General features: G+C 60.3%; 24 protein-coding genes. All 24 read right to left on the bottom strand.

Features of this window, described 5'->3' with window-relative positions; translation table 11 throughout:
- Nucleotides 1-5 precede the first annotated feature (5 nt).
- Nucleotides 6-311, bottom strand: coding sequence for an STAS domain-containing protein (locus tag AAEZ10_RS22400; protein WP_016771075.1), 306 nt, complete (start codon nt 309-311; stop codon nt 6-8).
- Nucleotides 312-501: 190 nt separating this feature from the next.
- A complete protein-coding gene (fliJ, locus tag AAEZ10_RS22395) occupies nt 502-951 on the bottom strand; it encodes a flagellar export protein FliJ (RefSeq protein ID WP_016771076.1) in 450 nt (149 codons plus the stop codon).
- 6 nt (nt 952-957) lie between these two features.
- A complete protein-coding gene (gene fliI, locus AAEZ10_RS22390) occupies nt 958-2,316 on the bottom strand; it encodes a flagellar protein export ATPase FliI (protein WP_016771077.1) in 1,359 nt (452 codons plus the stop codon).
- Entirely contained in the window at nt 2,306-3,112 is an 807-nt protein-coding gene (gene fliH, locus AAEZ10_RS22385) for a flagellar assembly protein FliH (RefSeq protein ID WP_041479018.1), read from the bottom strand. Before fliH ends, fliI begins: the two co-directional genes overlap by 11 nt.
- A gap of 4 nt (nt 3,113-3,116) precedes the next feature.
- Nucleotides 3,117-4,136: a flagellar motor switch protein FliG gene (gene fliG, locus AAEZ10_RS22380; protein WP_016771079.1), complete on the bottom strand. Its 1,020-nt coding sequence runs from the start codon at nt 4,134-4,136 to the stop codon at nt 3,117-3,119.
- A complete protein-coding gene (gene fliF / locus AAEZ10_RS22375; RefSeq protein WP_016771080.1) occupies nt 4,129-5,916 on the bottom strand; it encodes a flagellar basal-body MS-ring/collar protein FliF in 1,788 nt (595 codons plus the stop codon). The genes fliG and fliF overlap by 8 nt, the downstream gene beginning before the upstream one ends.
- 14 nt (nt 5,917-5,930) lie before the next feature.
- Nucleotides 5,931-6,260, bottom strand: a complete 330-nt coding sequence (gene fliE / locus AAEZ10_RS22370; protein WP_016771081.1) for a flagellar hook-basal body complex protein FliE — start codon at nt 6,258-6,260, stop codon at nt 5,931-5,933.
- A 128-nt stretch (nt 6,261-6,388) separates the two neighbouring features.
- Nucleotides 6,389-7,771, bottom strand: coding sequence for a sigma-54-dependent transcriptional regulator (locus AAEZ10_RS22365; RefSeq protein ID WP_350571050.1), 1,383 nt, complete (start codon nt 7,769-7,771; stop codon nt 6,389-6,391).
- Between the two features lie 5 nt (nt 7,772-7,776).
- Entirely contained in the window at nt 7,777-8,988 is a 1,212-nt protein-coding gene (locus tag AAEZ10_RS22360) for a sensor histidine kinase (protein WP_024012102.1), read from the bottom strand.
- A 110-nt stretch (nt 8,989-9,098) separates the two neighbouring features.
- Complete coding sequence (locus AAEZ10_RS22355; protein ID WP_016771084.1) at nt 9,099-10,574, bottom strand: sigma-54 dependent transcriptional regulator; 1,476 nt, start codon at nt 10,572-10,574, stop codon at nt 9,099-9,101.
- 172 nt (nt 10,575-10,746) lie between these two features.
- Complete coding sequence (gene fliT / locus AAEZ10_RS22350) at nt 10,747-11,043, bottom strand: flagellar protein FliT (protein ID WP_016771085.1); 297 nt, start codon at nt 11,041-11,043, stop codon at nt 10,747-10,749.
- Nucleotides 11,044-11,054: 11 nt separating this feature from the next.
- Nucleotides 11,055-11,453 (bottom strand): flagellar export chaperone FliS, encoded by a 399-nt coding sequence (gene fliS / locus AAEZ10_RS22345; RefSeq protein WP_024012101.1) that lies wholly within the window; start codon nt 11,451-11,453, stop codon nt 11,055-11,057.
- 129 nt (nt 11,454-11,582) lie between these two features.
- Entirely contained in the window at nt 11,583-13,031 is a 1,449-nt protein-coding gene (gene fliD / locus AAEZ10_RS22340) for a flagellar filament capping protein FliD (protein WP_122704717.1), read from the bottom strand.
- Between the two features lie 82 nt (nt 13,032-13,113).
- Entirely contained in the window at nt 13,114-13,470 is a 357-nt protein-coding gene (locus AAEZ10_RS22335) for a flagellar protein FlaG (protein WP_039761159.1), read from the bottom strand.
- A 73-nt stretch (nt 13,471-13,543) separates the two neighbouring features.
- Nucleotides 13,544-14,395, bottom strand: a complete 852-nt coding sequence (locus tag AAEZ10_RS22330; RefSeq protein ID WP_073472782.1) for a flagellin domain-containing protein — start codon at nt 14,393-14,395, stop codon at nt 13,544-13,546.
- Nucleotides 14,396-14,637: 242 nt separating this feature from the next.
- Entirely contained in the window at nt 14,638-14,904 is a 267-nt protein-coding gene (locus AAEZ10_RS22325; protein ID WP_273527187.1) for a DUF8042 domain-containing protein, read from the bottom strand.
- Nucleotides 14,901-16,190, bottom strand: coding sequence for a motility associated factor glycosyltransferase family protein (locus tag AAEZ10_RS22320; protein ID WP_350571045.1), 1,290 nt, complete (start codon nt 16,188-16,190; stop codon nt 14,901-14,903). Before AAEZ10_RS22320 ends, AAEZ10_RS22325 begins: the two co-directional genes overlap by 4 nt.
- Before the next feature lie 87 nt (nt 16,191-16,277).
- Nucleotides 16,278-17,204, bottom strand: a complete 927-nt coding sequence (locus AAEZ10_RS22315; RefSeq protein WP_016771093.1) for a ketoacyl-ACP synthase III — start codon at nt 17,202-17,204, stop codon at nt 16,278-16,280.
- A gap of 227 nt (nt 17,205-17,431) precedes the next feature.
- A complete protein-coding gene (gene pseI, locus AAEZ10_RS22310) occupies nt 17,432-18,484 on the bottom strand; it encodes a pseudaminic acid synthase (protein ID WP_350571043.1) in 1,053 nt (350 codons plus the stop codon).
- A complete protein-coding gene (pseG, locus tag AAEZ10_RS22305) occupies nt 18,477-19,982 on the bottom strand; it encodes a UDP-2,4-diacetamido-2,4,6-trideoxy-beta-L-altropyranose hydrolase (RefSeq protein ID WP_350571041.1) in 1,506 nt (501 codons plus the stop codon). Before pseG ends, pseI begins: the two co-directional genes overlap by 8 nt.
- A complete protein-coding gene (gene pseF / locus AAEZ10_RS22300; protein WP_350571039.1) occupies nt 19,979-20,674 on the bottom strand; it encodes a pseudaminic acid cytidylyltransferase in 696 nt (231 codons plus the stop codon). Before pseF ends, pseG begins: the two co-directional genes overlap by 4 nt.
- Complete coding sequence (locus AAEZ10_RS22295; protein ID WP_073472797.1) at nt 20,671-21,291, bottom strand: pseudaminic acid biosynthesis-associated methylase; 621 nt, start codon at nt 21,289-21,291, stop codon at nt 20,671-20,673. The genes pseF and AAEZ10_RS22295 overlap by 4 nt, the downstream gene beginning before the upstream one ends.
- Before the next feature lie 27 nt (nt 21,292-21,318).
- Nucleotides 21,319-22,479 carry a UDP-4-amino-4,6-dideoxy-N-acetyl-beta-L-altrosamine transaminase gene (gene pseC, locus AAEZ10_RS22290; RefSeq protein WP_350571037.1) on the bottom strand — a complete coding sequence of 387 codons (1,161 nt, stop codon included), beginning with the start codon at nt 22,477-22,479 and terminating at the stop codon, nt 21,319-21,321.
- Nucleotides 22,476-23,477 carry a UDP-N-acetylglucosamine 4,6-dehydratase (inverting) gene (gene pseB, locus AAEZ10_RS22285; RefSeq protein ID WP_064362069.1) on the bottom strand — a complete coding sequence of 334 codons (1,002 nt, stop codon included), beginning with the start codon at nt 23,475-23,477 and terminating at the stop codon, nt 22,476-22,478. Before pseB ends, pseC begins: the two co-directional genes overlap by 4 nt.
- Nucleotides 23,478-23,485: the final 8 nt, after the last annotated feature.

The raw sequence follows: 23,485 nt of genomic DNA, 5'->3' as shown, positions 1-23,485 counted from the left end.
GGGCGTCAACTGATGTCGAAGAGTTTGTCGAAGTTGGAAATCGCGAGGATTTTCTTCACATCGGAGCTGCTGTTGACGACACGGATATCCGACTCGTCGCCACCGGCGTGATCACGCAGCAAAAGCAGCATGCCCAGCGCTGAGCTGTCGAGATAAGTAGCCTCTTTGAGGTCGACCACGATGGATTCGGGTTTGTGTGGGAGCCGTTCATACGACTCGCGAAATTCCTGATGGCGACCGAAATCGAACCGGCCTTTGACGGCGATGGTGAGCTTTTTCTGGTCTGGAGAGACTTCTGTAACGACTGACATTGACTGGCTTCCTTGTCATTGACGAACCTGTACAAGGTTTAGCACCTGGATAGGGTTGGAGCAAGGCGCAACAGTGGAACAAGTGTGGAAGCGAGCCTGCTCGCGAAGGCATTCTGGCAGTTGACTACAGGGTTGACTGACACGGCGCTTTCGCGAGCAGGCTCGCTCCCACAGGGTTTGCCGGTGTGGTTTAGAAGGCATCACGCCGTGGCAAGCGCTGGGACAATTCATCGAGCAGCTTCTGCTCGCGCTTGTCTTCCAGGCGTTGCGCTTCATCACGATAGCGCTGCACCAGTTTGCGCAAACCCTCGACGCGGGCAAACGCCTGCTGCCATTCCTCACGCGCCTTGTCGAGCTTGTTCTGGTGCCAGACCAGGCTCTGCCGTTGCTGGTCGACGGCGGTGTCGAGTTGCGCCAGAAACCCCTGAAAGCCCAGCAGCCATTGCCCGGTCACGCCGGTGCTGCCGCGCACGATCCACTGCTGCGAGTAATCCAGACGAAAGGCATTGAGGTCGGCCAGTTTGCTTTCGGCAACTTTGACCTGGCCCTGAAAGTAGGCGAGGCGCTGCACGGCGGCTTTCTCGGCCTTTTCGGCCATGTCCACCACCGGTGCCAGGCGCGCGGCGCGGCTGACGGCCATGGCCGGTTACCCGCCCGCCGCAGGGGCGAACAGGGTTTCCAGATAGGCCTGGCTCTCACCCAGATTTATTTTGTCGTTGAGGCCCTGGCGCTGATACCTGACCAGTTGTGGTTGCAGGGAAATCGCCAGATCGGTCTCGCGATCGCCACCGGCTACGTAGGCACCGACGCTGATCAAATCACGGCTCTGCTGATAGCGCGACCAAAGCTGTTTGAAATACTGCGCGCGCTGCATGTGATCCGGCGAAACCACCGCCGGCATCACCCGGCTGATCGACGCTTCGATGTCGATCGCCGGATAGTGGCCTTCCTCGGCCAGGCGCCGTGACAGGACGATGTGGCCGTCGAGCACACCCCGCGCCGAGTCGGCAATCGGGTCCTGCTGGTCATCGCCTTCGGACAGTACGGTGTAGAACGCCGTTATCGAGCCACCGCCCTTCTCCGCGTTACCGGCGCGCTCCACCAGTTTCGGCAGTTTGGCGAACACCGAGGGCGGATAACCCTTGGTTGCTGGCGGCTCACCGATGGCCAGAGCGATTTCCCGCTGGGCCTGGGCGAAACGGGTCAGCGAGTCCATCAGCAGCAGAACGTTCTTGCCCTTGTCGCGGAAATACTCGGCGATGCGCGTGCAATACATTGCCGCGCGCATACGCATCAGCGGTGCGTCGTCTGCTGGCGAGGCGACCACTACCGAACGTTTAAGGCCTTCTTCACCGAGAATGTGTTCGATGAATTCTTTAACTTCGCGACCACGCTCACCGATCAGGCCGACGACGATGATGTCGGCCTCGGTGAAGCGGGTCATCATGCCCAACAGCACCGATTTACCGACACCGGTACCGGCGAACAGACCCAGACGCTGGCCACGGCCGACCGTCAGCAAACCGTTGATGCAACGGATGCCGACGTCCAGCGGTACGCTGATCGGATCACGGTTGAGCGGGTTGATTGTCGGGCCATCCATCGGCACCCAGTCTTCGGCCTTCATGCCGCCCTTGCCGTCCAGCGCGCGACCGGCGCCGTCGAGGACACGGCCGAGCATGCTCATGCCCATCGGTAAACGACCGGTATCGGCCAGGGGCACCACGCGGGCGCCCGGGGCAATCCCGGCGACGCTGCCGACCGGCATCAGAAAGACTTTGCTGCCGGAAAAACCCATGACTTCCGCTTCCACCTGGGACGGGTGGTAGCTGTCGTCATTGATCACCATGCAACGGGTGCCCATGGCGGCGCGCAAGCCTTCGGCTTCGAGGGTCAGGCCGACCATGCGCAGCAGCCGACCTTCAAGGATCGGCGCGCCGGCAATCTCGGTGGCCTCGGCGTAGGTGCTCAGGCGCTTGGCGAAGCTGGTGCGTTCAAGGCGCATCGCTGGCGTCCGCGCGCGGCTCGTCAGAGTCGACAGCCGCTGGGGTGTCTTCGGGAATGTCCAGACTCAAGTCAGGCGCTGCCGGATGCAAGGCCTGCTCGTGCAACTGGTCGAACAGCTTGGCCATGACCTGGGTCACCCGCGATTCGACACTGGCGTCGATGCGGCTGTGCTCGGTTTCAACCCGGCAGCCGCCCGGCAATAGCGACTCGTCTTCAACGATGCGCCAGGTTTCTTCGTGGCGTTCGCGCAGGGCTTTGACCTGGGCGAAATCCTGCGGATTGACGTACAGGCGCACGTTTTCCACGCCCAGCGGCAATAGCTTGAGGGCATCGCGCATGACGTGTTCGATCTGCGTTGAATCGATGGCCAGTTCGCGCTTGATCACCTGCTTGGTGATGTGTTGCACGAGGTCAACCAGCGACTTTTCAATCTGGGTGTCTTGCTCGGCGATCGGTTCGAACAGGTTGGCCATCAACAGCTCGAGGCTGGCGATTTTCGCCGCCAGCGCTGTTTCAGCTTCCTGACGCACCTTCAGCGTGGTGCTGTGAAAACCTTCTTTTTCGCCGATGGCGAAGCCCTCGTTGTAAGCCTCCTGACGGATGCTTTCGAGTTCTTCCAGGGTCAGTGGCTGGACTTCTTCCAGCGGCACTTCTTCCATTTCCGGCGGTTCAGGCTCCGGCTCAGGCTCGGGTTCCGGTTTCGGCGGGTCGAAGCTGGGCAGCGCCCAGGATTCGAAACCACGAACATCGCGGGCGCGGATCAGATCCGTCACAGACTCGTCAGGCTTATCCATGGGCTTAGATCATTTCCTCGCCGCCCTTGCCACCGAGCACGATCTCGCCGGCTTCGGCCATACGACGGGCAATGGTGAGGATTTCCTTCTGCGCGGTTTCGACGTCGCTGACGCGCACCGGGCCTTTCGCCTCGAGGTCGTCGCGCAACAGTTCGGCGGCACGCTTGGACATGTTCTTGAAGATCTTTTCCTTGACGCCTTCGTCCGAACCCTTGAGGGCCAGTACCAGCACGTCCGAAGAGACTTCGCGCAACAGCGCCTGGATGCCACGGTCGTCGACGTCGGCAAGGTTGTTGAACACGAACATGAGGTCTTCGATCTGACCGGACAGGTCTTCGTCGACTTCGCGGATCGAGTCCATGAGCTGGCCTTCGATCGAGCTGTCGAGGAAGTTCATGATGTCGGCCGCACGCTTGATGCCACCCAGGGTGGTGCGCGAGGCGTTCGAGTTGCCGGAGAACTGTTTCTCGAGAATCTGGTTGAGTTCTTTCAAGGCGGCCGGTTGCACGGTGTTCAACGACGAAACGCGCAGGATGATGTCCAGACGCACTTTATGGTCGAAGTTGCCGAGCACTTCACCGGCCTGATCCGGGTCGAGGTACGCGACCACGATTGCCTGGATCTGCGGGTGTTCATAACGGATGACGTCGGCGACGGCGCGCGGCTCCATCCATTTCAGGCTGTCGAGGCCGCTGGTGTTGCCACCGAGCAGGATGCGGTCGATCAGGCCGTTGGCCTTGTCTTCGCCCAGGGCCTGGGTGAGCATCTTGCGTACGTAGTCGTCGGATCCGACGCCGAGGCTGGTCTGATCGCCGACGATGTCGACGAACTCGCTCATCACCTGCTCGACCTGTTCGCGATGGACGTTGCCCATCTGCGCCATGGCCACGCCGACGCGCTGAACCTCTTTGGGCCCCATGTGGCGCAGCACTTGCGCAGCATCGGTCGAACCCAGGGACAGCAGCAGAATCGCGGCTTTGTCGACCTTGGTCAGTTTGACGGTGGCGGCTCGGTTATCACTCATCTGCGTTAATCCACTCTTTCACGACCTGAGCCACGCGACCCGGGTCTTCAGCTACCAGACTCTTGATTGCATTCAGCTGCGCGTCATAACCCTCGCTCGGGCTCGGCAACAGAATGCTCTGCGGACCACCGAGGCTCACGCGGTCGTTGGCCAGTTCGCCGTCCAGGCCGCCCATGCCACCGAGTTCCACGTCGCTGCCCAGACCGGCCAGCTCCTTGCCTTTGCCACCGCCGGTGATGTTGTTGAGCACCGGACGCAGCACACCAAACACCAGTACGAGGATGAACAGCACACCCAGCACTTGTTTGACGATGTCCCAGAACCATGGCTGGGAGTAGAACGGAATATCGGCAATCACTTCGCCGCGTTCGGCGGAGAACGGCATGTTGATCACGCTGACGCTGTCGCCACGGCTGGCGTCGAAACCGACGGCGTCCTGCACCAGACGGGTGAAGCGCGCCAATTCGTCGGCGCTCCACGGCGCACGGCTGGTTTCGCCGTTGGCCGGGTTGACCTTGACCTGATCGTCGACCACCACCGACACCGACAGGCGATTGAGACGGCCCTGCTGCTGCTTGGTGTGGCTGATCGAACGGTCGAGCTCGAAGTTCTTGGTCGATTGTTGACGCTTGTCCGCCGGGTACGGTGCGAGCATCGGCTGGCCCGTGGCCGGGTCCATGATCTGCTGACCGTTGGCGTCAACCAGTGGCTGACCCGGCTGGATCATCCCGGCCGGTGCGGCGGTGCCACCGGTGGTCTGCGGCGCCGAGGCAGGCGCCGGTGGCTGGTTGCTCAGGGCACCCGGCACACCTTGCGGGCCATTGCTGGCGGTGCGTTGTTCGTTGACCGACTGCTCGCTGCGCAACGCCGGTTGGTCCGGGTTGAACTGCTCGGCGGTCGATTCGACGGCACTGAAATCGACGTCGGCGGAGACTTCAGCCTTGTAGCGATCGTTGCCCAGTACCGGTTGCAGAATGTTGTGCACGCGCTGGGTGAGCATGCTTTCCATGCGGCGGCTGTAATCGAACTGCTTGCCGGCCATGGTCATTTCCGAGTTCTCCGCCTGATCGGAGAGCAGGTTGCCCTTCTGATCGACGACGGTGATCTGCGATTTGCTCAACTCGGGCACGGAAGTCGCCACCAGGTTGATGATCGCCACCACCTGACCCGGCTCCAGCGAACGCCCGCTGTACAGCTCGACCAGTACCGAAGCGCTCGGCTTGCGCTCGTCACGGACGAACACCGAACTCTTCGGAATGGCCAGGTGCACGCGGGCACCCTTGACGTTGTTCAGGCTGGAGATGGTCCGCGCCAGTTCGCCTTCGAGGCCGCGACGATAACGGGTCGCTTCCATGAACTGGCTGGTGCCCAGCCCCTGTTCCTTGTCGAGGATTTCGAAACCGATGTTGCCGTCGCTGGGAGTGACACCAGCGGCAGCGAGTTTCATCCGCGCACGGGACAGGTCGTCGGCCTTGACCAGCAAGGCGCCGGAATTGGGTTCTACGTTGTAAGGGATGTCAGCGGCGGCCAGGGTTTCCATGACCTGCTTGGCGTCCATGCCGGCAAGGCTGCCGTACAGTGGACGGTAATCCGGCTGCTGCGACCACAGCACCACGGCAAAGCCAATCGCCACGCTCGCAGCCAGACCGACCAACAGGCCGACCTGACGCAGCACGGTCATCTGGGAAAGGTTTTCCAGAAAGGACAGGCCGAACAGCGGCGGTTTGCCGTCGATCGGGGTGGCCTTGGCCGGAACGTTATCAGCGACTGCTTCTGCCATGACTTATTTCGCCCTTAAACCGGCATCTGCATGATGTCTTGGTAAGCCTGGACCAGCTTGTTGCGCACCTGGGTCAGAGCCTGGAACGACACGCTGGCTTTTTGCGACGCAATCATGACGTCAGTCAGGTCGACACCGCTCTTGCCGATCTCGAACGCGTTGGCCAGTTGAGTCGACGCCTGCTGGGTATCGCTGACTTTATTGATCGCCTGACCGAGCATGTCGGAAAAGCTGCTGCCCGCGATTTCAGGGACAGCGGCAGTCGATTTACGCGCAGACATGGCATCCACTTTCATGGCCTGCATGTCCATCATCAACCGATTAAATTCAATACCTTGGCTCATGGTCTACTCTCTTGGGCGGCCCGCAATTTTTTGACACTCACTCGGCGGGTACACAGGTATTAGCAACAAGGGTGCCAGCTAGTGGGCACCCTTCTGAGAAAAGCATCTGGAATGTTTTGCAGCATTGGTCAGGTGGCGAACAGATAGCCTTCGACATCCATCCCGGCATCGCGCATTTGCGCCAGTTTGTAGCGCAGGGTGCGCGGGCTGATGCCGAGTTTTTCGGCGGCCTCCTTACGGCGGCCACGCTCGGCGCGCAGGGTGTCGATGATCATCTGAAACTCCCGGCGGCGAAGGTCATCGCCCAGGGCGCCGGAGGAGTCCGCCTCGATTTCCACCTCGCGAATCACCGGTGCCGCGATCGGAAGCGGCGCAAATGTCACCGCACCGCTCAGGCAAAAATCCTGCGGCTGAATCAAGCCGCCCTGCTGCAGGATCAGCGCGCGCTGAATGGCGTTGTCCAGTTCACGCACATTGCCCGGCCACGGGTACGCGGTCAGACATGCTTGAGCTTCGGGGGACAGCTTCGCTGCTGCGTGCTTCATTTTATTGACGTGTTTGGCCAGCAACTTTTCCGCCAGCGGCAGGATATCGGCAGTGCGTTCGCGAAGTGGACGCCAGGCCAGAGGGAAAACCGACAAGCGGTAAAACAGGTCTTCGCGAAAACGCCCCGCCGCCACTTCGCCCGCCAGATCGCGGTTGGTCGTGGCGACCACGCGAATATCCAGACTGATCGGCTTGCGCGCGCCCACTCGCTCCACTTCACGCTCTTGCAGAACGCGCAATAGCTTGGCTTGCAGGCCGAGGGGCATTTCGGAAATTTCATCGAGCAGAATGGTGCCGCCGTCCGCCTGCTCGAACTTGCCGGCCTGCGAAGCGATGGCGCCGGTGAACGAACCCTTCTCATGACCGAACAATGTCGCTTCGAGCATGTTGTCGGGGATCGCCGCGCAGTTAATCGCAATGAATGGCTGGCTCGCCCGCCGCGATTGCTGGTGAATGTAGCGTGCCAGCACCTCTTTACCGGTACCGGACTCGCCGGAGATCAGCACAGTCGAGTCACTGCGCGCGACCCGTGCCGCCAGTTCCAGCAGTTGCGCACTGGCCGGCTCTACCGCGACGGGGCCATCCGCCTCGCCAGCGTCAATGCTGCCCAGCGCATGGCGCGCCACCAGATCGAGCAGCGCTTTGGGTTCGAACGGCTTGACCAGATAATCAGCCGCGCCTTGACGCATCGCATCGACCGCACGCTCGACGGCGCCGTGGGCGGTCATCAGCAGCACCGGCAATTGCGGCTGGCGCGCGCGCAGCAACGCGAGCAATTGGTGGCCATCCATGCCTGGCATATTGACGTCGCTGACCACCAGGCTGAAGGCTTGCTGCGCGACGGCCGTCAACGCTTCTTCGGCGCTGCCGACGGCGTGATAGTCGTGGCCGGCGAGCAGCAGCGTATCGGCCAGCGCTTCGCGCAACGAACGGTCATCCTCGACCAGCAACACCTTCATGCCCATGACGTTTATTCAACTCCTTGTGCAGCGGAAAACAGCGGCAGACTGACCTGCGCGCAAGTGCCGCGCCCGACTCGCGAACGCAGGGTCAATTCTCCCTGATGCGCACGGGCCACCGCTTTGACCACGGTCAGGCCGAGGCCGGTGCCGGTGACTTTGGTAGTAAAAAAAGGCTCGCCGAGGCGCGCCAAAACTGTCGGCTCAATGCCGCTGCCGCTGTCGCTGACACACAGACGCAGGGTGTTGCCTCTGGTGTAGCAATGCACTTTCAGGCGCGCTTCGCCGGCACTGGCCTGAATGGCGTTTTCAATCAGATTCAGCAGCGCGCCGACCAGCGTATCGCGGTTGCACAGCAGCTCACCGGCATGGCTGTCGCACTGCCAGCGGATCGGCAGATCCTGCACATGGGTCAGCGCCGCTGCCTGCAGCGATTGCATCAAGGCATTGGGCGTAATGCGGTCGGTCAGCGGCAATTCACCGCGAGCGAACACCAGCATGTCGCGCACTTGATGTTCGAGTTCGTGCAGACGCTCTTTCAGGCGGCCGGCAAAGCGTTGCTGGGTTTCCACCGGCAATTGCTGTTCAGTCAAATGACTGGCGTAGAGCAAAGCGGCGGACAGCGGTGTGCGAATCTGGTGGGCCAGCGAGGCAACCATGCGCCCCAGCGACGACAAGCGCTCATGCCGTGCCAGTTGATCCTGAAGATGCCGGGTTTCGGTCAAGTCGTTGAGCAGCACCAACTGCCCCGGCTCGGCATCCAGCGAGCGGGTGGAAATCGACAGACGTCGACCGTTTTTCAAGGAGATTTCGTGACCGTCGTCTTCACGCGGGGCGAAGCAGCGTGCGATCACATGGCGCCAGAGTTCGCCCTCGAGTGGCGAGCCGAGCAGATCGATGGCGGCAGGATTGGCTTCGCGCACCAGACCGTGGCCGTCGATGACGATGACGCCGCCGGGCAACAGGTCGAGAAGGTTTTGCAGGCGATTGGCCAGGCGTTCTTTTTCCGCCAGCTCCTGCATGCGCTGAGCGCTGACCACGGCCAGCTCCCCTTTGAGTTCGGTGACGCGCGCTTCGAGCAGGCTGTAGGAATCGGTCAGCTGGCTCGACATCTGGTTGAACAGCTGGAAGGCCTGCTCAAGCCCCTGACGACTTGCCTGCTCTACGGACGAGGGTTGCCCCACGATATTGGAGGCAGAAGAGATCTGGGCGGCTTGGGGCATTGGGCTCTCTCGCTTGGCTGACCGTCAGTGAAACGGAACGTTGCGAGGGCTATAGCAATACCCGTGCCTAAAAAAAACTGCTTATAAATGAAGCGCTTGAAAAACAGGCGTCAATCATCCGCCTGTTCGTCTCCTCCAGCCCGGCTCATGCCGTACTTGCGCATCTTTTCGACCAGGGTGGTGCGACGGATGCGCAGACGTTCAGCGGCCCGTGCCACGATGCCATTGGCATCGTCCAGCGCTTGCTGAATCAGGCCCTGCTCCAGACCACCGAGGTAGTCCTTGAGATCGAGGCCTTCCGGCGGCAGCAGTGCACTGGCGCTGAAATCCGGCGTATGGCCGTTGATCGCCACGCGCTCTTCCAGATCGCTGCGCAGGCTGTCGACCATCTGCTCGTCTTCGTCGTCGACGTAGCGGAATTTTTTCGGCAACTCGACCACGCCGATCACCCCGTACGGGTGCATGATCGCCATGCGCTCGACCAGGTTGGCCAGCTCGCGGACGTTGCCCGGCCAGCCGTGACGGCACAGCGACATGATCGCCGCCGAGTTGAAACGGATCGAACCGCGCTTCTCGTGCTCCATGCGCGAGATCAGTTCGTTCATCAGCAGCGGAATGTCTTCGACGCGCTCACGCAGTGGCGCCATCTCGATCGGGAACACGTTCAGGCGATAGTAGAGGTCTTCGCGGAACGAGCCGATCTCGATCATGCTTTCGAGATTTTTGTGCGTTGCGGCAATGATGCGCACGTCGACGCTCTGGGTCTTGTTGCTGCCCACGCGTTCGAAGGTGCGCTCTTGCAATACGCGCAGCAGCTTGACCTGCATCGGCAGCGGCATATCGCCGATTTCGTCGAGGAACAGCGTGCCGCCGTTGGCCAGCTCAAAGCGCCCGGCACGGCTGGTGATCGCGCCAGTGAAAGCGCCCTTCTCGTGGCCGAACAGTTCGCTTTCGAGCAGCTCTGCAGGGATCGCCCCGCAGTTGACCGGCACGAATGGCGCGTCGCGGCGTTTGGAGTGATAGTGCAGGTTGCGCGCGACCACTTCCTTGCCGGTGCCGGACTCGCCGAGGATCAGCACGCTGGCGTCGGTGTCGGCCACTTGCTGCATCATCTGCCGCACGTGCTGAATCGCACGGCTGGTGCCGACGAGGCTGCGGAATAGATTGGGTTCGCGATGACGGCCGCGTTCGCGGGCCTGATCGTACATCTCGCGATAGACCTGGGCGCGGTGCAGCGAATCGAGCAATTTGCTGTAGCTGGGCGGCATTTCCAGGGTCGACAGGACGCGTCGACGCTGGTCTTCAGGCAGGTCAACGGAAGAATTATCGCCCATTAACAAAACCGGAAGGAACTCATCCCAGGTTGCGAGTGTCTTTAGCAAGCCCAAAAGCGCGCCAGGAGCATTAACCGTCCCGATCAGTACGCAAATGACTTCACGACTAGACGACAAAGAGCCGACTGCCTGCTGCCAGTCATGGCTGCCGCAGGGTAAATTTTCTTCGCCAAGAAAATTCAGAATCACCGCCAGGTCGCGGCGGCGGACGCTATCGTCATCGATCAGCAGAATTTTGGTTTCACGCCACATGCAATAGCAACTTCCCTAGTCAACTCAATGCCCGAAAAATAAGGCAAGCGAGACGCTTGCAGGACACCATGTGCCTGTAGACGCCCTAAACCTGATAATAGCCACTAGTTAAGTCAAAAAACCGTGCACAGTCAAATTTATGGCGCACATCTCTGGTTTAACTGACGGTTAATCAACCAAACAGATGGTAAACCTTTGCAGCCTTTTGCGCTTGGGTGATCTGCGACATCTCGTTGGCTATCGCCTGCCGCTCGCCCATTGCTACCTCGAGAAGCTCTTTGTAGACGAATAGCAGCTCCTCAAGGTTGTCGCGCAGTGCTACTTCGTCCAGCGAAGCTTCCGCCATGACGTCTTCCATGCAGGAACGGCAAGCCAGATCCAACTCACCAATGGCTTCCCAGTTTCGTTCGGCCAATGCTCCGACCAACGCTTCACGGGTATCGGCTATTCGCTGCAATACAAGACTCATGGTGACCTCCTTCAGAACTGCGGAGCCGGCACGGGCGCGATGGCGTCCCAACCTTCTTTGACCGTTGTCAGCAGGCCGGCGACTTCGTCGAGTACACGTGGGTCGCTGCTGATGTTCGCCTCGGCAAGGCGCTTCATCATGTAGATGTACAGGCCATCCAGATCGGCCAGCGCCTCGGCGTTGTTCTCAAGATCGAGGCCTTCACGCAGGCCACTGACAATGCCGATGGCCTTGCTGATCGCCGTGCATTTGGCGGGAATGTCCTTGCGCTCGATGGCGCCCTTGGCCTGAGCAATACGGGCCAAGCCACCTTCCATCAACATTTGCACCAGGCGGTGCGGGCTCGCTTCGGACGTCTGCGCATGGGCGCCGACTTTCTGGTACTGCCGAAGGGCTAACATCGGGTTCATGTTCTACCTCATTGCCACGTTGACTCGTATAACCAGTGTATCGCCAACCGGTCCGAAAACTTTAGATCAAAAGACAAAAACCCGGCGCACGCCGATAAAGCGTAGCCGGGTTTTTGTCGTTACTGACTGTTACTTCGCCGACTGCTGAGCGTTCAGCGAGCTGAAGAACGACGTGATGTTGCTCGCCGTTGCCTTCATTTGGCCTACCAGCAAGTCCATGGCGTTGTACTTGGCGGTCAACGTCGTAGTCAGGTTGGCAACCCGCAGATCCAGCGCCGCCTGCTGCTTTTGCAGGCTCGATGTCAGATTAGTCAGGTTGGAACTGCGCTGATCGAGCAGCCCACCAGTCTTGACGTACGGATCAACCGCCGCAGTCATACGCGCCAACAGACCATTCTTGGAATCGGTGCCGCTGAAGAGCTGCTGAACCTGGCCAGCCATGCCGGGAGTTTCCATACGCTTGTTGAACACTGCAGTGTCGAGCGTCAGCAAACCGGTTTTGCTATCGGTCAATACGCCCATCTGCGAGAGCACGGACAATTGCCCCGCTCCGCCCGCCCCTGGATCTGTCAACTGAGCGCGCACATCCGCCATCAACGAACGCGGCAGAGCGTCACCGGTGAACGCCGCCGAAACGGTCAGATTGCCGTCGGCATCCGGCGTTGCCTTGGACAAGGTGTCGATGGTTTTCTTCAGGGTGTTATAGGAATCGATGAACGATTGCAGCGATGTCTGGATGCCGGCGGTATTGGTGGCGACCGACACGGTAGACGGCGTTGCCACGCCATCGACGACAGGACTTGCGGTGACCAGATTCAGGGTCATGCCGCTGATTGCACCGGTCACGGTATTGGTCTTGCTGGTAACGGCCAGGCCGTCGATGGTCAGACTGGCATCCATCGCCAGCTTACCGACGGCTCCGGACGCACCGGCCGCCGGGCTGCTGCCCATTTCCTGGGTGCCATCGATCTCCAGACCAGCGATACCGCTGACCTGCAGGTCCATGCCGGCGCCCGTCTTGTTGGAGCTCAGTACCAGACGCGAGGCGCCGGTACTGTCAGTCACGATGTTCGCGGAAATGCCATTGCTGGACTGCGCGGTGTTGATCGCATCGCGCGTGGACTGCAAGGTAGCATTGGCCGGAATCGCGACATTGTAATCAATGCCATTCTGACTGATTTTCAGAGTACCACTCGGAATGGCACTGGCGGCCCCGCCGGCAAAGGCGGCACTGGCAACTTTCGAGCCGGTGGCCAGGTTTTTCACGACGACGCTGTAAGTACCCGGTACGGCGGTTTTATCCGAGGTAGCACCAACAACCGATGGGGTGTCAGACGTTGCGGTAAAACCGGCAAACGCCGGACTCGAAGCTTTGTTCAGATCGCCCATGGCTTTCTGATACGCAGCCAGTGCACTTTTCAGCGAACCGACACCGGAGATCTTCAGGCTGTTGGTTTTGGTCGCAGTATCGATCTGCGTCTGCTTGGCAGACTTGTCGGCGTTGACCAGCGCGGTCACGATCGCGCCGATGTCCAGGCCGGAACCCAGTCCGGAACCCGGTAGAATTGGACTTGCCATGTGCATCTCCCTTCAGATTGTTGCCATTCTTTTGACCGTTACACGCGTCCTGAGAACGAACAAACACTATTCATGCCATTTATCAGACTTTGGCGTCGAACAATACATGACTTGCATTGGCGAGGCTGTCGGCCAGTTTGAGGGCTTCGGCGGAAGGAATCTGTCGAACGACTTCACCCGTCTCGCTCGCGATCACCTTGACGATGACCTTGCCGGAATGCTCGTCGATCGAGAACTCCAGATTGCGCTTGATCGACTGGACGAACTTTTCTATCTCTTGCACCGCCAGTTTCAACTTGGCGCCGTCCGCATCCTGATCCTTGGCAGCGACCGGCGCTTCAGTCTTTTGGACTTTAGGCAGCTCTGACGGTTTGTCAGCAACCGGTGTCACTGGCTTGGGAGCCGGATAAGACACGTTAAGCTTTACGCTCATGTCCATGCCCATCACCTCTTAACGTAAAAAAGCGAGAGAGCACGACAAGCGCACTCCCCCGCTTAAACTCATTCCGAAATTACTGAAGCAGCTTCAGTACAGCGGAAGGCAGTTGGTTGGCTTGAGCCAGTACGGAGGTCGAAGCTTGCTGCAGAGTCTGCTGCTTGGTCAGGTTAGCAGTTTCAGCGGCGAAGTCGGTGTCCTGTACACGACCCTGAGCAGCGGTGGTGTTTTCAGTGATGTTCTGCAGGTTCTGGATGGTGCTGGTCAGACGGTTTTGCGAAGCACCCAGGCTCGCGCGGGTTGCACCGATGTTAGCGATAGCTGCGTCGATTGCAGTGATCGCGCTGTCGATGGCGACGGCAGCGTCAGAAGGGCTGGCGCCAGTCAGTACAACAGTGCCGCTGCCAACCGACAGGCTGACGGCGTCGAACTTGGAGCTCAGTACCAGGTCGATGTGGTTAGCCGAACCGGTGTTTGCGCCCACTTGCAGGGTCACAGTGCCAGCCGAACCGTCCAGCAGGTTTTTGCCGTTCAGGTTGGTCGAAGCCGAGATACGGGTGATCTCGTCGGACATCTGAGCGAATTCAGCGTTGGTAGCGGTCTGGTCAGCAGTGCCGTTGGTACCGTTACGGGCTTTAACAGCCAGTTCACGCATACGCTGCAGGATGTCGGTAGTAGCTTGCAGAGCGCCTTCAGCGGTCTGGGCAACGGAGATACCGTCGTTGGCGTTCTGGATGGCCTGAGTGTTACCGCGGATCTGCGAAGACATACGGTTGGAGATCTGCAGGCCAGCGGCGTCGTCTTTGGCGCTGTTGATTTTCAAGCCGGAAGACAGGCGCTGCATCGAAGTGGACAGAGCGTCGGAAGCGCGGTTCAGGTTTTTCTGAACGTTCAACGATGTGGTGTTGGTGTTTACTGTTAAAGCCATGACGAATTCCTCGTTGGTTGGGTACTGCGGCTTCCGGCCCTGGCAACCGCCGGGTATGGCCTAGAGAACCTTCGTAATAGTTATCGTCGGGATTGCAGGTTGCTTGAGGGCTTTTTGAAAAAATTTTGCCATCACCACGCCACCCCCGAGAAAACAAAGACTTAGCAGCACATCCAGCGCGAAAAAATGACGTCATAAAACCGCCTGTAACGCAAAGCCGCGGGCCAGCGCTGCGCAGCGGCTCAGCGCCTGGCAGTTTCCAGCAATTCGACCAGTTCGTATTCCATATAGTCAGCCAGCCCCAACCAGTCCTGGCGCTCCTGACAGTCGAGCATTTGCGTGAGCACCTGTGCCCACGCCTGCTGGATATCCACTGAGGCAGACGCCAGACATTGCTGGGCCTGTTCGAATACATCGACCATCGTCAGTGCCGCCTCAACGTCACGCCCAAGGCGAAACAACGCCGCACACTGACGACACTGATCCTGACACTGACTCAGCGCAATCATTGCACGAACTCCGAATTGAAAGCGGTCCCGGCAATCAATGCACCGGCGCGGCTGCTGTTGAGAAACTCGACCTGCGGATGCGCGGCGATATAACGCTCCAGCACACACAGATAGCCACGAAAATTCAGCTGAGTGCTGACGCGCTGACCGTGGCCATCGCGCACCCAGTGCCGCGCTTGGGCCAGCGGCGGGCCCAGATCGCCGTCGTCCCAACCGGCGTGGGTCTTGTTCATCGGGAAAGCGAAGTCAGCGCCAAACAGGGTGATTCGCTCGGAGCCCATCTTCACCGCGAGATCCACCGCCGGATGGATCACGCTGCCGCCGACGTGCAGCTCGCCGCGTGGATACTGTTCTTTCAGCTCGGCATAGATCGGGCTGGCCGAATAGCCGCCATAGCGCTTGCCCTTCCATGCCTTCAATACCTGCGGGTCGCTCATCGGCAGGTACACCAGCGTAATGCTGTCAGACGTCTCGAAGGGCAGATGCCGAAAGCCGATGCGCTGATCGATGCTCACCACCAGATCAGGCACGATGCCGTGTTCGCGCAACGGTCGATAAGCGGTATCAACACAGATGAACAACGGCCGCTCGGCACGCTGACGAATCGCCGCCAGCCGCTCGAAATGCTGCTCCAGCGTCGGGCCGGTGGCGATCACGTAGATTTCACGTCCAGCGCAACTGCCGAACAGCTGCGCGACATCGTCATCGCCAAGCAGCACCGGCAGACATTCCTGCAAGCGTTGCTGGATTTCTGGCGACTGCGGATCGAAATCGCGATTGTTGAATGTCAGGTGCACTTCATTGATCAGCCGGTCGCGGATCTTCGCGTTGAAGTCATCGGCCAGCAGCATCTCGGCTGGCAAGGCAAAGAACGGCGTGAATAAGTCCGGGTGATCACCCGCGTAAAACAGTTCGACCCGGGGATCCTGCAGCCACTGGCGCTGATCGAGCAGTTGCAGTACCAGCGCGAACAGCGCGCCGTTGAGGATATGCACGTACAGACGCTCCAGCCCCGTACGTTCAAGAAGCACGCCGGGCAAATCGCCCAGGCCGGTGCCATAGACATGCAGATGCGGTTTTGCCGGCAGGCTTGCCGCCTGAACCTGCGCCTCATGCAGACGATCATGGCGACTGGTCAACTGAATGCCGTCAACGCTCAGCGTCGAGCCCAGCCCTTGCACGAGTTCGGCCTGTACGGACGCGCTGTCTTCAGCCATCAATCGCTCGAACAGCGCCGGCCAGCGCCGTTGCAACACCTCGGCATTGGCTTGGAAAAACTCGCTCATGGCGCCTCGCGCTCCTTCTCGGGCAAAAAAATAGCGTTCAAGGTTAACCTTGAACGCTATTTTTGTATCAGTGCTTTTTGCTCGCGCTTACGGGCGATAAATGATCGCCGAGCCCCATGACAGGCCCACGCCAAAACCGCTCAGTGCAACTCGCTGCCAGTCGGAATCAAGCACGTGTTTTTCCAGCAGCAGCGGAATGCTCGACGACACGGTGTTGCCGGTCTCGACCATGTCCTTGATGAACTTCTCCGGTTCGCCTTCGAAGCGTCGCGCCACGGCGTCGACAATCGCCGCGCTGCCCTGGTGAATGCAGAATGCATCGATGTCATCGGCCTTGAGATTGGAATCGTCGAGCAGCTCGTGCAAGTGCGCCGGGACTTTCAGCAATGCGAAGTTGAACACCTGACGACCGTTCATGAAGAACACGCCGTTGCTGACTTTCAAGTGCGGTGCGCCGGAACCGTCGGTGCCGAACTTGGCCTTGCCCAGCGCCCAGGTCGGATTTTCGCCCATCCACGTAGCGGTGGCGGCATCGCCGAACAGCATGGTGGTGTTGCGGTCTTCAGGGTCAACGATTTTCGAATACGGGTCAGCGGTGATCAGCAGGCCGTTCTTCAGGCCGGCGGCTTCCATGAAGCCCTTGATCGCGTAGATGCCGTAGACGTAACCGGAGCAGCCCAAAGAGATATCGAACGCTGCGACATTGGTCGGCAGGCCGAGTTTGTCCTGGACGATTGCTGCTGTGTGCGGCAGGCCTTCTTCGTCACCGTTTTGCGTGACGACAATCAACGCGTCGATCGATTCACGCTTCAGTTCAGGATTGCTGGCGAACAGCGCATTCGCCGCTTCCACGCACAGGTCGGAAGTTTCCTGCTCAGCGTCTTTGCGCGGCAGGAACGCCGAACCGATCTTGCCAAGGATGAACTCTTCATCCTTTTCGAATTTTGCACCTTGTGCGTAATTGTCCACGCCGGCTACAGGAACGTAGCTCGCAATGCTTTTTATGCCAATCATTACGGCTTCCCAATAAAAAACAGCCCAAAACCACCGCTCGCAAGGATTCGAGGGGCGCCGACAAACAGAAAACGGCCGCCACGACGGGCAGCCACGGGAAGCGCAAAGGGCTATCACTGGAACCGCAAAACGGGCCAGGCGCCATCTCCCCGGTCAATACAATACAGTGAAGATGCGCGTTATGACTCGCAGGTCACGCTATTTTGCCGAATCGATGGCAGATTGGCCTATTCGACCAGCGACCAGTCCAGCGGCGTACCGCGCTTGATCGCGGTGCGCGCGCGGCGTCCGAGGACGGCTTCGGTGTGCTTAGGCGGCAGACCGAGACCGGGGCGAATGGCGCGCAGATTGTCCCCGGTAAAGGCCTCACCGGCAGCCATGTCAGCGGTGACATACAGCGAGCGGCGATAGACCAGCGACTTGCGCTCGGCCTCGGTCGGACCGTACTGAACATGCCCCATGGCCTGCCAGGCACGTTCGGTTTCGACGACCAGACTGGCCAGCTCCGCAGGCTCCAGGGAGAAACTCGCGTCCACGCCACCGGCGGAACGGTCGAGGGTGAAATGCTTCTCCACCACGGTCGCGCCCAGCGCCACCGCTGCCACCGACACGCCAACGCCCATCGAATGATCTGACAGCCCCACCTCGCATCCAAACAACTCACGCAGATGCGGGATCGTGCGCACGTTGCTGTTGAGGGGCGTGGCCGGATAGGTGCTGGTGCACTTGAGCAACACCAGATTCTTGCACCCGGCCTCGCGTGCGGCACGCACGGTCTCATCCAGTTCGGCGATGCTGGCCATGCCGGTGGAGATGATCAGTGGTTTGCCGGTCGCTGCCACTCGACGGATCAACGGCAGATCGGTGTTTTCGAAACTGGCGATCTTGTACGCCGGCACCTCGAGGCCTTCGAGAAAATCCACCGCGCTGTCATCGAACGGCGTCGAGAACGCGAGCATCCCCAACTCCTTGGCCCGAGCAAAAATCGGCGCGTGCCATTCCCACGGCGTGTGAGCTTTTTCGTAGAGATCGTAGAGCGACGTGCCGGCCCACAGGCTGCCCGGATCCTTGATGAAGAATTCGCCTTCAGCCAAATCCAGGGTCATGGTTTCGGCGGTGTAGGTTTGCAGCTTCAAGGCATGCGCTCCAGCCTTGGCCGCCGCCTCGACGATTTGCAGAGCGACGTCGAGGGACTGGTTATGGTTGCCGCTCATTTCGGCAATGATGAACGGCGGCGCATCGGCACCGATGGTGTGCTGGCCAATCTTGAAACTAGACATGCGGGTGATCCTTCAAAACACGGCTGAACGCGCAGGTTTCCTGGATGAACCCGGCGTCGCGAAAAACTTTCAATGAGGACTGATTGGCGGGCATGACCCGGGCAGTGATGCGTGTCAGTTGCGGCCAGTGCGCAGCGACAAACGCTTCGCCACGGCTGAGCACTGCCCTGCCCCAACCGAGGCCGAAACGCCCTTCCAGCAGATAGATCGACACTTCGGCTTCGAACCCGCGCAAGTCGTAACGCAGCACCCCGACCGGGCCGTCATCCGCCTCGGCGATCAACAGCAACCGTTGCGGATTGCGCAGGGTCGCTGTCAGCCAGTTCAGATGCTGAGTCCAATCGATCACATCGGTTTCCAGCGACCAGCGCCGTACCGCTTCAGCATTGCGCCCATCGAACAGCAACTGCGCATCGTCCAGCGTCGCCGGGCGCAGTTTCAGCACCGCGCCGGCCAGCGCCGCCGCGACGCGTGCGGCACCGCGCCCGTCGACCAGTTGCCGCGAGCGCTCGGCGAGGCTGCGGCGCAAAAAAAGATTGCTCACGACGAAGCCGACCGCATCACGCAACTGCTCGACGCTGACCTGCTCGCGAGCGCCCATGAACACATGCGCACCGGCAGCGGCCATGACTTCGCCGTTGGCCTGCTGATTATTCGCCACGGCGATGCAGATGGTCGGCAAACCCAGCGCCGCGCGCTCCCAACTGGTGCCACCGCCGGCGCCGATAAACAGATCCGCTTCAGTCATGCGTTGATGGAAATCACTGACGAAACTGTGCAGGCGCCAGTTCGGTCGCGTCTCGGCCAACGCTTGCATCTGCGTCCACGCCGGGTTGTCGGCGCCAGCGACGAAGTCCACCTGCAACTCAGTGAAATCAGCCAGCGCCAGCATCGCGTGGTGAGTCTGCCTCGCCGCGTCGAAACCGCCGAAATTCACCAGCACGCGCCGGGCCTTCGGTTTGATCTCGATGGCCTCGCAGTTGAATTCTTCGCGCAGCATGGCGTAGCGCGGGCCGAGCAAGGTGCGACAGCCTGGGGGCAGCAGCGGCGCGTAGTTTTCACTCAAGCCAGAGAGGTTCTGATTGAGCAGCAGATCGACGCTGTAGCGCCGCGTGGCCAGATCATCCACGGCGGCGATTCGGTGCGACCAGCGCCGGGCAGCGGTTTGCCAGTGATGATCGAGTCCGTAATGGTCGACGATGATCCAGTCGAACGGTGCCTGCCCGTCCAGCAGCAGGCCCAGTGCATCAATATCGAACTGCCACGGCAACATCGATTCGATGGCCTGCAGCGGGTCTTCATCACGATAGCGCTCGGGCAGCGCGAAGATCTCGAAGCCCTCGGCATTCAAGGCTTCGAGTCGATGCCCGGGCAAACGCCGACAGGCAAATGCGACATGACTGCCCTGCCCGCGCAGCACCCGCGCCAGCGTCAGGCAACGGGCGATGTGGCCGCTGCCAATGGTTGGCGAGGCGTCGGCGCGGATCAGCACCCTCATTGCAGTTCTCCGCCGGCCTTGAGCGCCGCGTAAAGGTATTCGGCGCGCTGCCAGTCTTCGGGGGTGTCGATATCCTGGACCAGATATCGCGGCAGAATCACCGGCAGGCTGGCTGGCGAATACAGCACATCACCGCGCAACCACGCTGCGCTGCGGCCCCAGTAAAACTGCCCGGCATCCTGAAACGCCTCGGGCAAGTCCTGCGAACGAGTATTGCGAAACTCGGGATACAACGCCGTCAAGGCGCCGTCCCCGTCGACTGTCAGTGCCCGCTGTACCGGAAACGCGAAATCGCAAACCGAGAATGCAAATGATCGATGCGGATGCTGCTCCAGCAACTCCAAACCCTGACGCAGATAACGTGCCTGCAACAGCGGCGCAGTGGCGTAAATGCAGCAAGCGAAATCGAAGGACGGCAACTGCTGCAGTGCGTGCACGATGACCGCCGCAGTGCCGGTGAAATCATCGGCCAGATCGGCCGGGCGCATGAACGGAACTTGAGCACCGTGCGCCAGTGCCAGTTCGGCAATCTCGGCATCGTCGGTGCTGACCACTACCTGCTCGAACAAACCTGATTCCAGCGCTGTGCGGATCGAGCGGACAATCATCGGCACGCCCACGAACGGCAAGAGATTCTTGCGCGGGATACGCTTGCTGCCGCCACGGGCAGGGATGATTGCGACGTTGCTCAAGGGCGTTTTTCCAACAGGAACCAGGTGATGTCATCGGCCGGAAATTGCCGATCACGGTGATAGACGAAGCCATAGTCGAGCAGTTGCAAATCGGCATAGCGATCAAGCATTTCCCCGGCAAAATCGCGCTTGAACAGCTTGCCGCTGTTACCGCGGTAAGCGATTTCCATCGGTGCCGGATTGTAGTACTCGGCGATCAGGATGTAGCGCTGGCTCAGCTCGTACATCTGCGCATAGGCGCGCGGCAACAGCTCGGGAGCCAGATGGATCAGCACGCCTTTGCTCAGTGTCAGATCGTAGCGGCGCTCGACAGGAAAATCGAACAACGAGCCGTGCCAGATTTGCGCGATGTCCAGCGCCTGCGCCTGCGCGCACGCGCTTTCGTTGATCTCGACACCGAACAGTTCGCAACGCGGCAATAACTGACGCAATGCCTGCAAATTGTTGCCGGCGTTAGTACCCAGCTCCAGCAGACTGTCGACGCGACCCGCGCGGCTCAGCGCTTTGGCGAAAAACCCTAGATTGCCCGCCACCAGCGCCTGGCCGACATTGCGCTCAACGTATTGGTTGCCGAACTCACCCTGCCAGAATCTTTCCTGCTCGCTCAGATCGCGCATACACAGTCTCGTCTACCGCCGCAGCGGTCATCGTTCGGTCAGTCGGCGCAGTTGCTCGACTACATGATCCTGCTGCTCATCAGTCAGCAAGGGGAACAGCGGCAAGCTGATCGCCTCGGCGTAATAGCGCTCGGCCTCGGGAAAATCACCCTCGGCAAACCCCAGATCCCGATAGTAAGGCTGCAAATGCACGGGAATGTAGTGCAGATTCACGCCAATACCGGCGGCGCGCAAACCTTCGAAGACCTGACGATGACTGAGGCTGATGCGCTCGGTCTGCAAGCGAATCACATACAAGTGCCAGGCCGACTCCGCCTCTTCCTGCGGGCTCGGCAACGTCACCGGCAAATACGCCAGCAAGCGATCATAGCGCGCCGCCAATTCCCGGCGACGCGCGACAAACTCATCCAGCTTGCGCAATTGCGACAGACCCAGCGCTGCCTGCAGATCGGTGATCCGGTAGTTGAAACCCAGCTCGATCTGCTGGTAATACCACGGTCCGTGGCTGGGCTCGGTCATCTGCTGCGGATCGCGGGTCATGCCGTGGCTGCGCAGGCGTCGAAGACGTTCGGCCAGCGCCGGGCGATTGGTCAGGACCATGCCGCCCTCGGCGCTGGTGATGATTTTCACCGGGTGAAAACTGAACACCGTCATCGCCGCGAATTCGCCACAACCAACCGGGCGCCCGGCGTAGCTCGAGCCCACTGCGTGCGAGGCGTCTTCGATCACGGTGAAGTTGTAGCGCTCGGCCAGTTCGGCGATGCGCCGCATGTCACAGCTCTGCCCGGAGAACGCGACGGCGACCAGGACTTTCGGCAGCGTGCCGTCGCGGTCGGCCTGTTCCAGCTTCGCGGCCAGCGCCACCGCGTCGAGGTTCCAGGTCAGCGGATCGATGTCGACAAAATCGACCTCGGCGCCGCAATAGCGCCCGCAGTTGGCCGAAGCCAGAAACGTATTCGGCGAGGTCCACAAGCGATCGCCCGGCCCCAGATCAGCGGCCAGACAAGCAATGTGCAGCGCCGCCGTGGCATTGCAAACCGCCACGGCGAAATCGGCCTGACAGCGCTCGGCCATGGCCTGCTCGAAGCGTTCGATGGTCGGCCCCTGGGTCAGCCAGTCCGACTGCAAAACGCCGACCACCGCGTCGATGTCCGCCTGATCGAGGCTCTGCCGACCGTAAGGAATCATACCGACAGCTTCGCGTGCAGATCGGCGATCTGCCCCACTGAAAGGAAATGCGGGTTGGTGTCCGAGCGATACTCGAAATCCTCGCCCACGGCACGGCCACGTTCACCGAGTTTATCGACGGCGAAATCGACGTCGACGCTGGTAAAACGAATCGACGGCTGAATCGTGTAATGGTCGTCAAACTCAAGGGTCATGCGCGCATCGTCCAGCGGCACCATCAGTTCGTGCAGCTTCTCGCCGGGACGAATGCCGACGTTCTTGTGCGGCAGATGCTCGGCCATGCCGCGCGCCAGATCGACGATGCGGATCGACGGGATCTTCGGCACGAACACTTCACCGCCGTGCATGCGGGCGAAGCTGTCGAGGACGAACTGCACGCCGTGGTCGAGGGTGATCCAGAACCGTGTCATGCGCTCGTCGGTGATCGGCAATTCCTGCGCGCCGTCAGCAATCAGCTTGCTGAAAAACGGCACTACAGAGCCGCGCGAACCGGCGACATTGCCATAGCGCACCACGGCGAAACGGGTCTGCTGCTCGCCGGCAATATTGTTGGCTGCGACGAACAGTTTGTCCGAAAGCAACTTGGTCGCGCCGTACAGATTGATCGGGCTGGCCGCCTTGTCGGTGGACAGCGCCACGACTTTTTTCACACCGTTATCGATCGCCGCAGCGATGATGTTTTCCGCGCCGTTGACGTTGGTGCGAATGCATTCGGTCGGGTTGTATTCCGCCGCCGGCACCTGCTTCAACGCGGCGGCATGCACCACGTAATCGATGCCGCGCATCGCCTGCCGCAAGCGCTCGGCGTCACGCACGTCACCGATGAAATAACGCATGCACGGTGCATTGAAGGTCTGCTGCATTTCGTATTGCTTGAGCTCGTCGCGGGAGAACACCACCACACGCTTGGGCTGGTATTGCTCCAGCAAGCGACGGATGAAATTGCGGCCGAACGAGCCGGTGCCGCCGGAGATGAAAATCGATTGTCCGTTGAACATGTTGTAGT

Origin of the sequence: Pseudomonas sp. H26/SER47-MNA-CIBAN-0231, assembly GCF_040310465.1 — a bacterium.
In the GTDB taxonomy this organism is placed as follows: domain Bacteria; phylum Pseudomonadota; class Gammaproteobacteria; order Pseudomonadales; family Pseudomonadaceae; genus Aquipseudomonas; species Aquipseudomonas atacamensis.
This window is presented reverse-complemented; position numbering and strand designations above follow the sequence as displayed.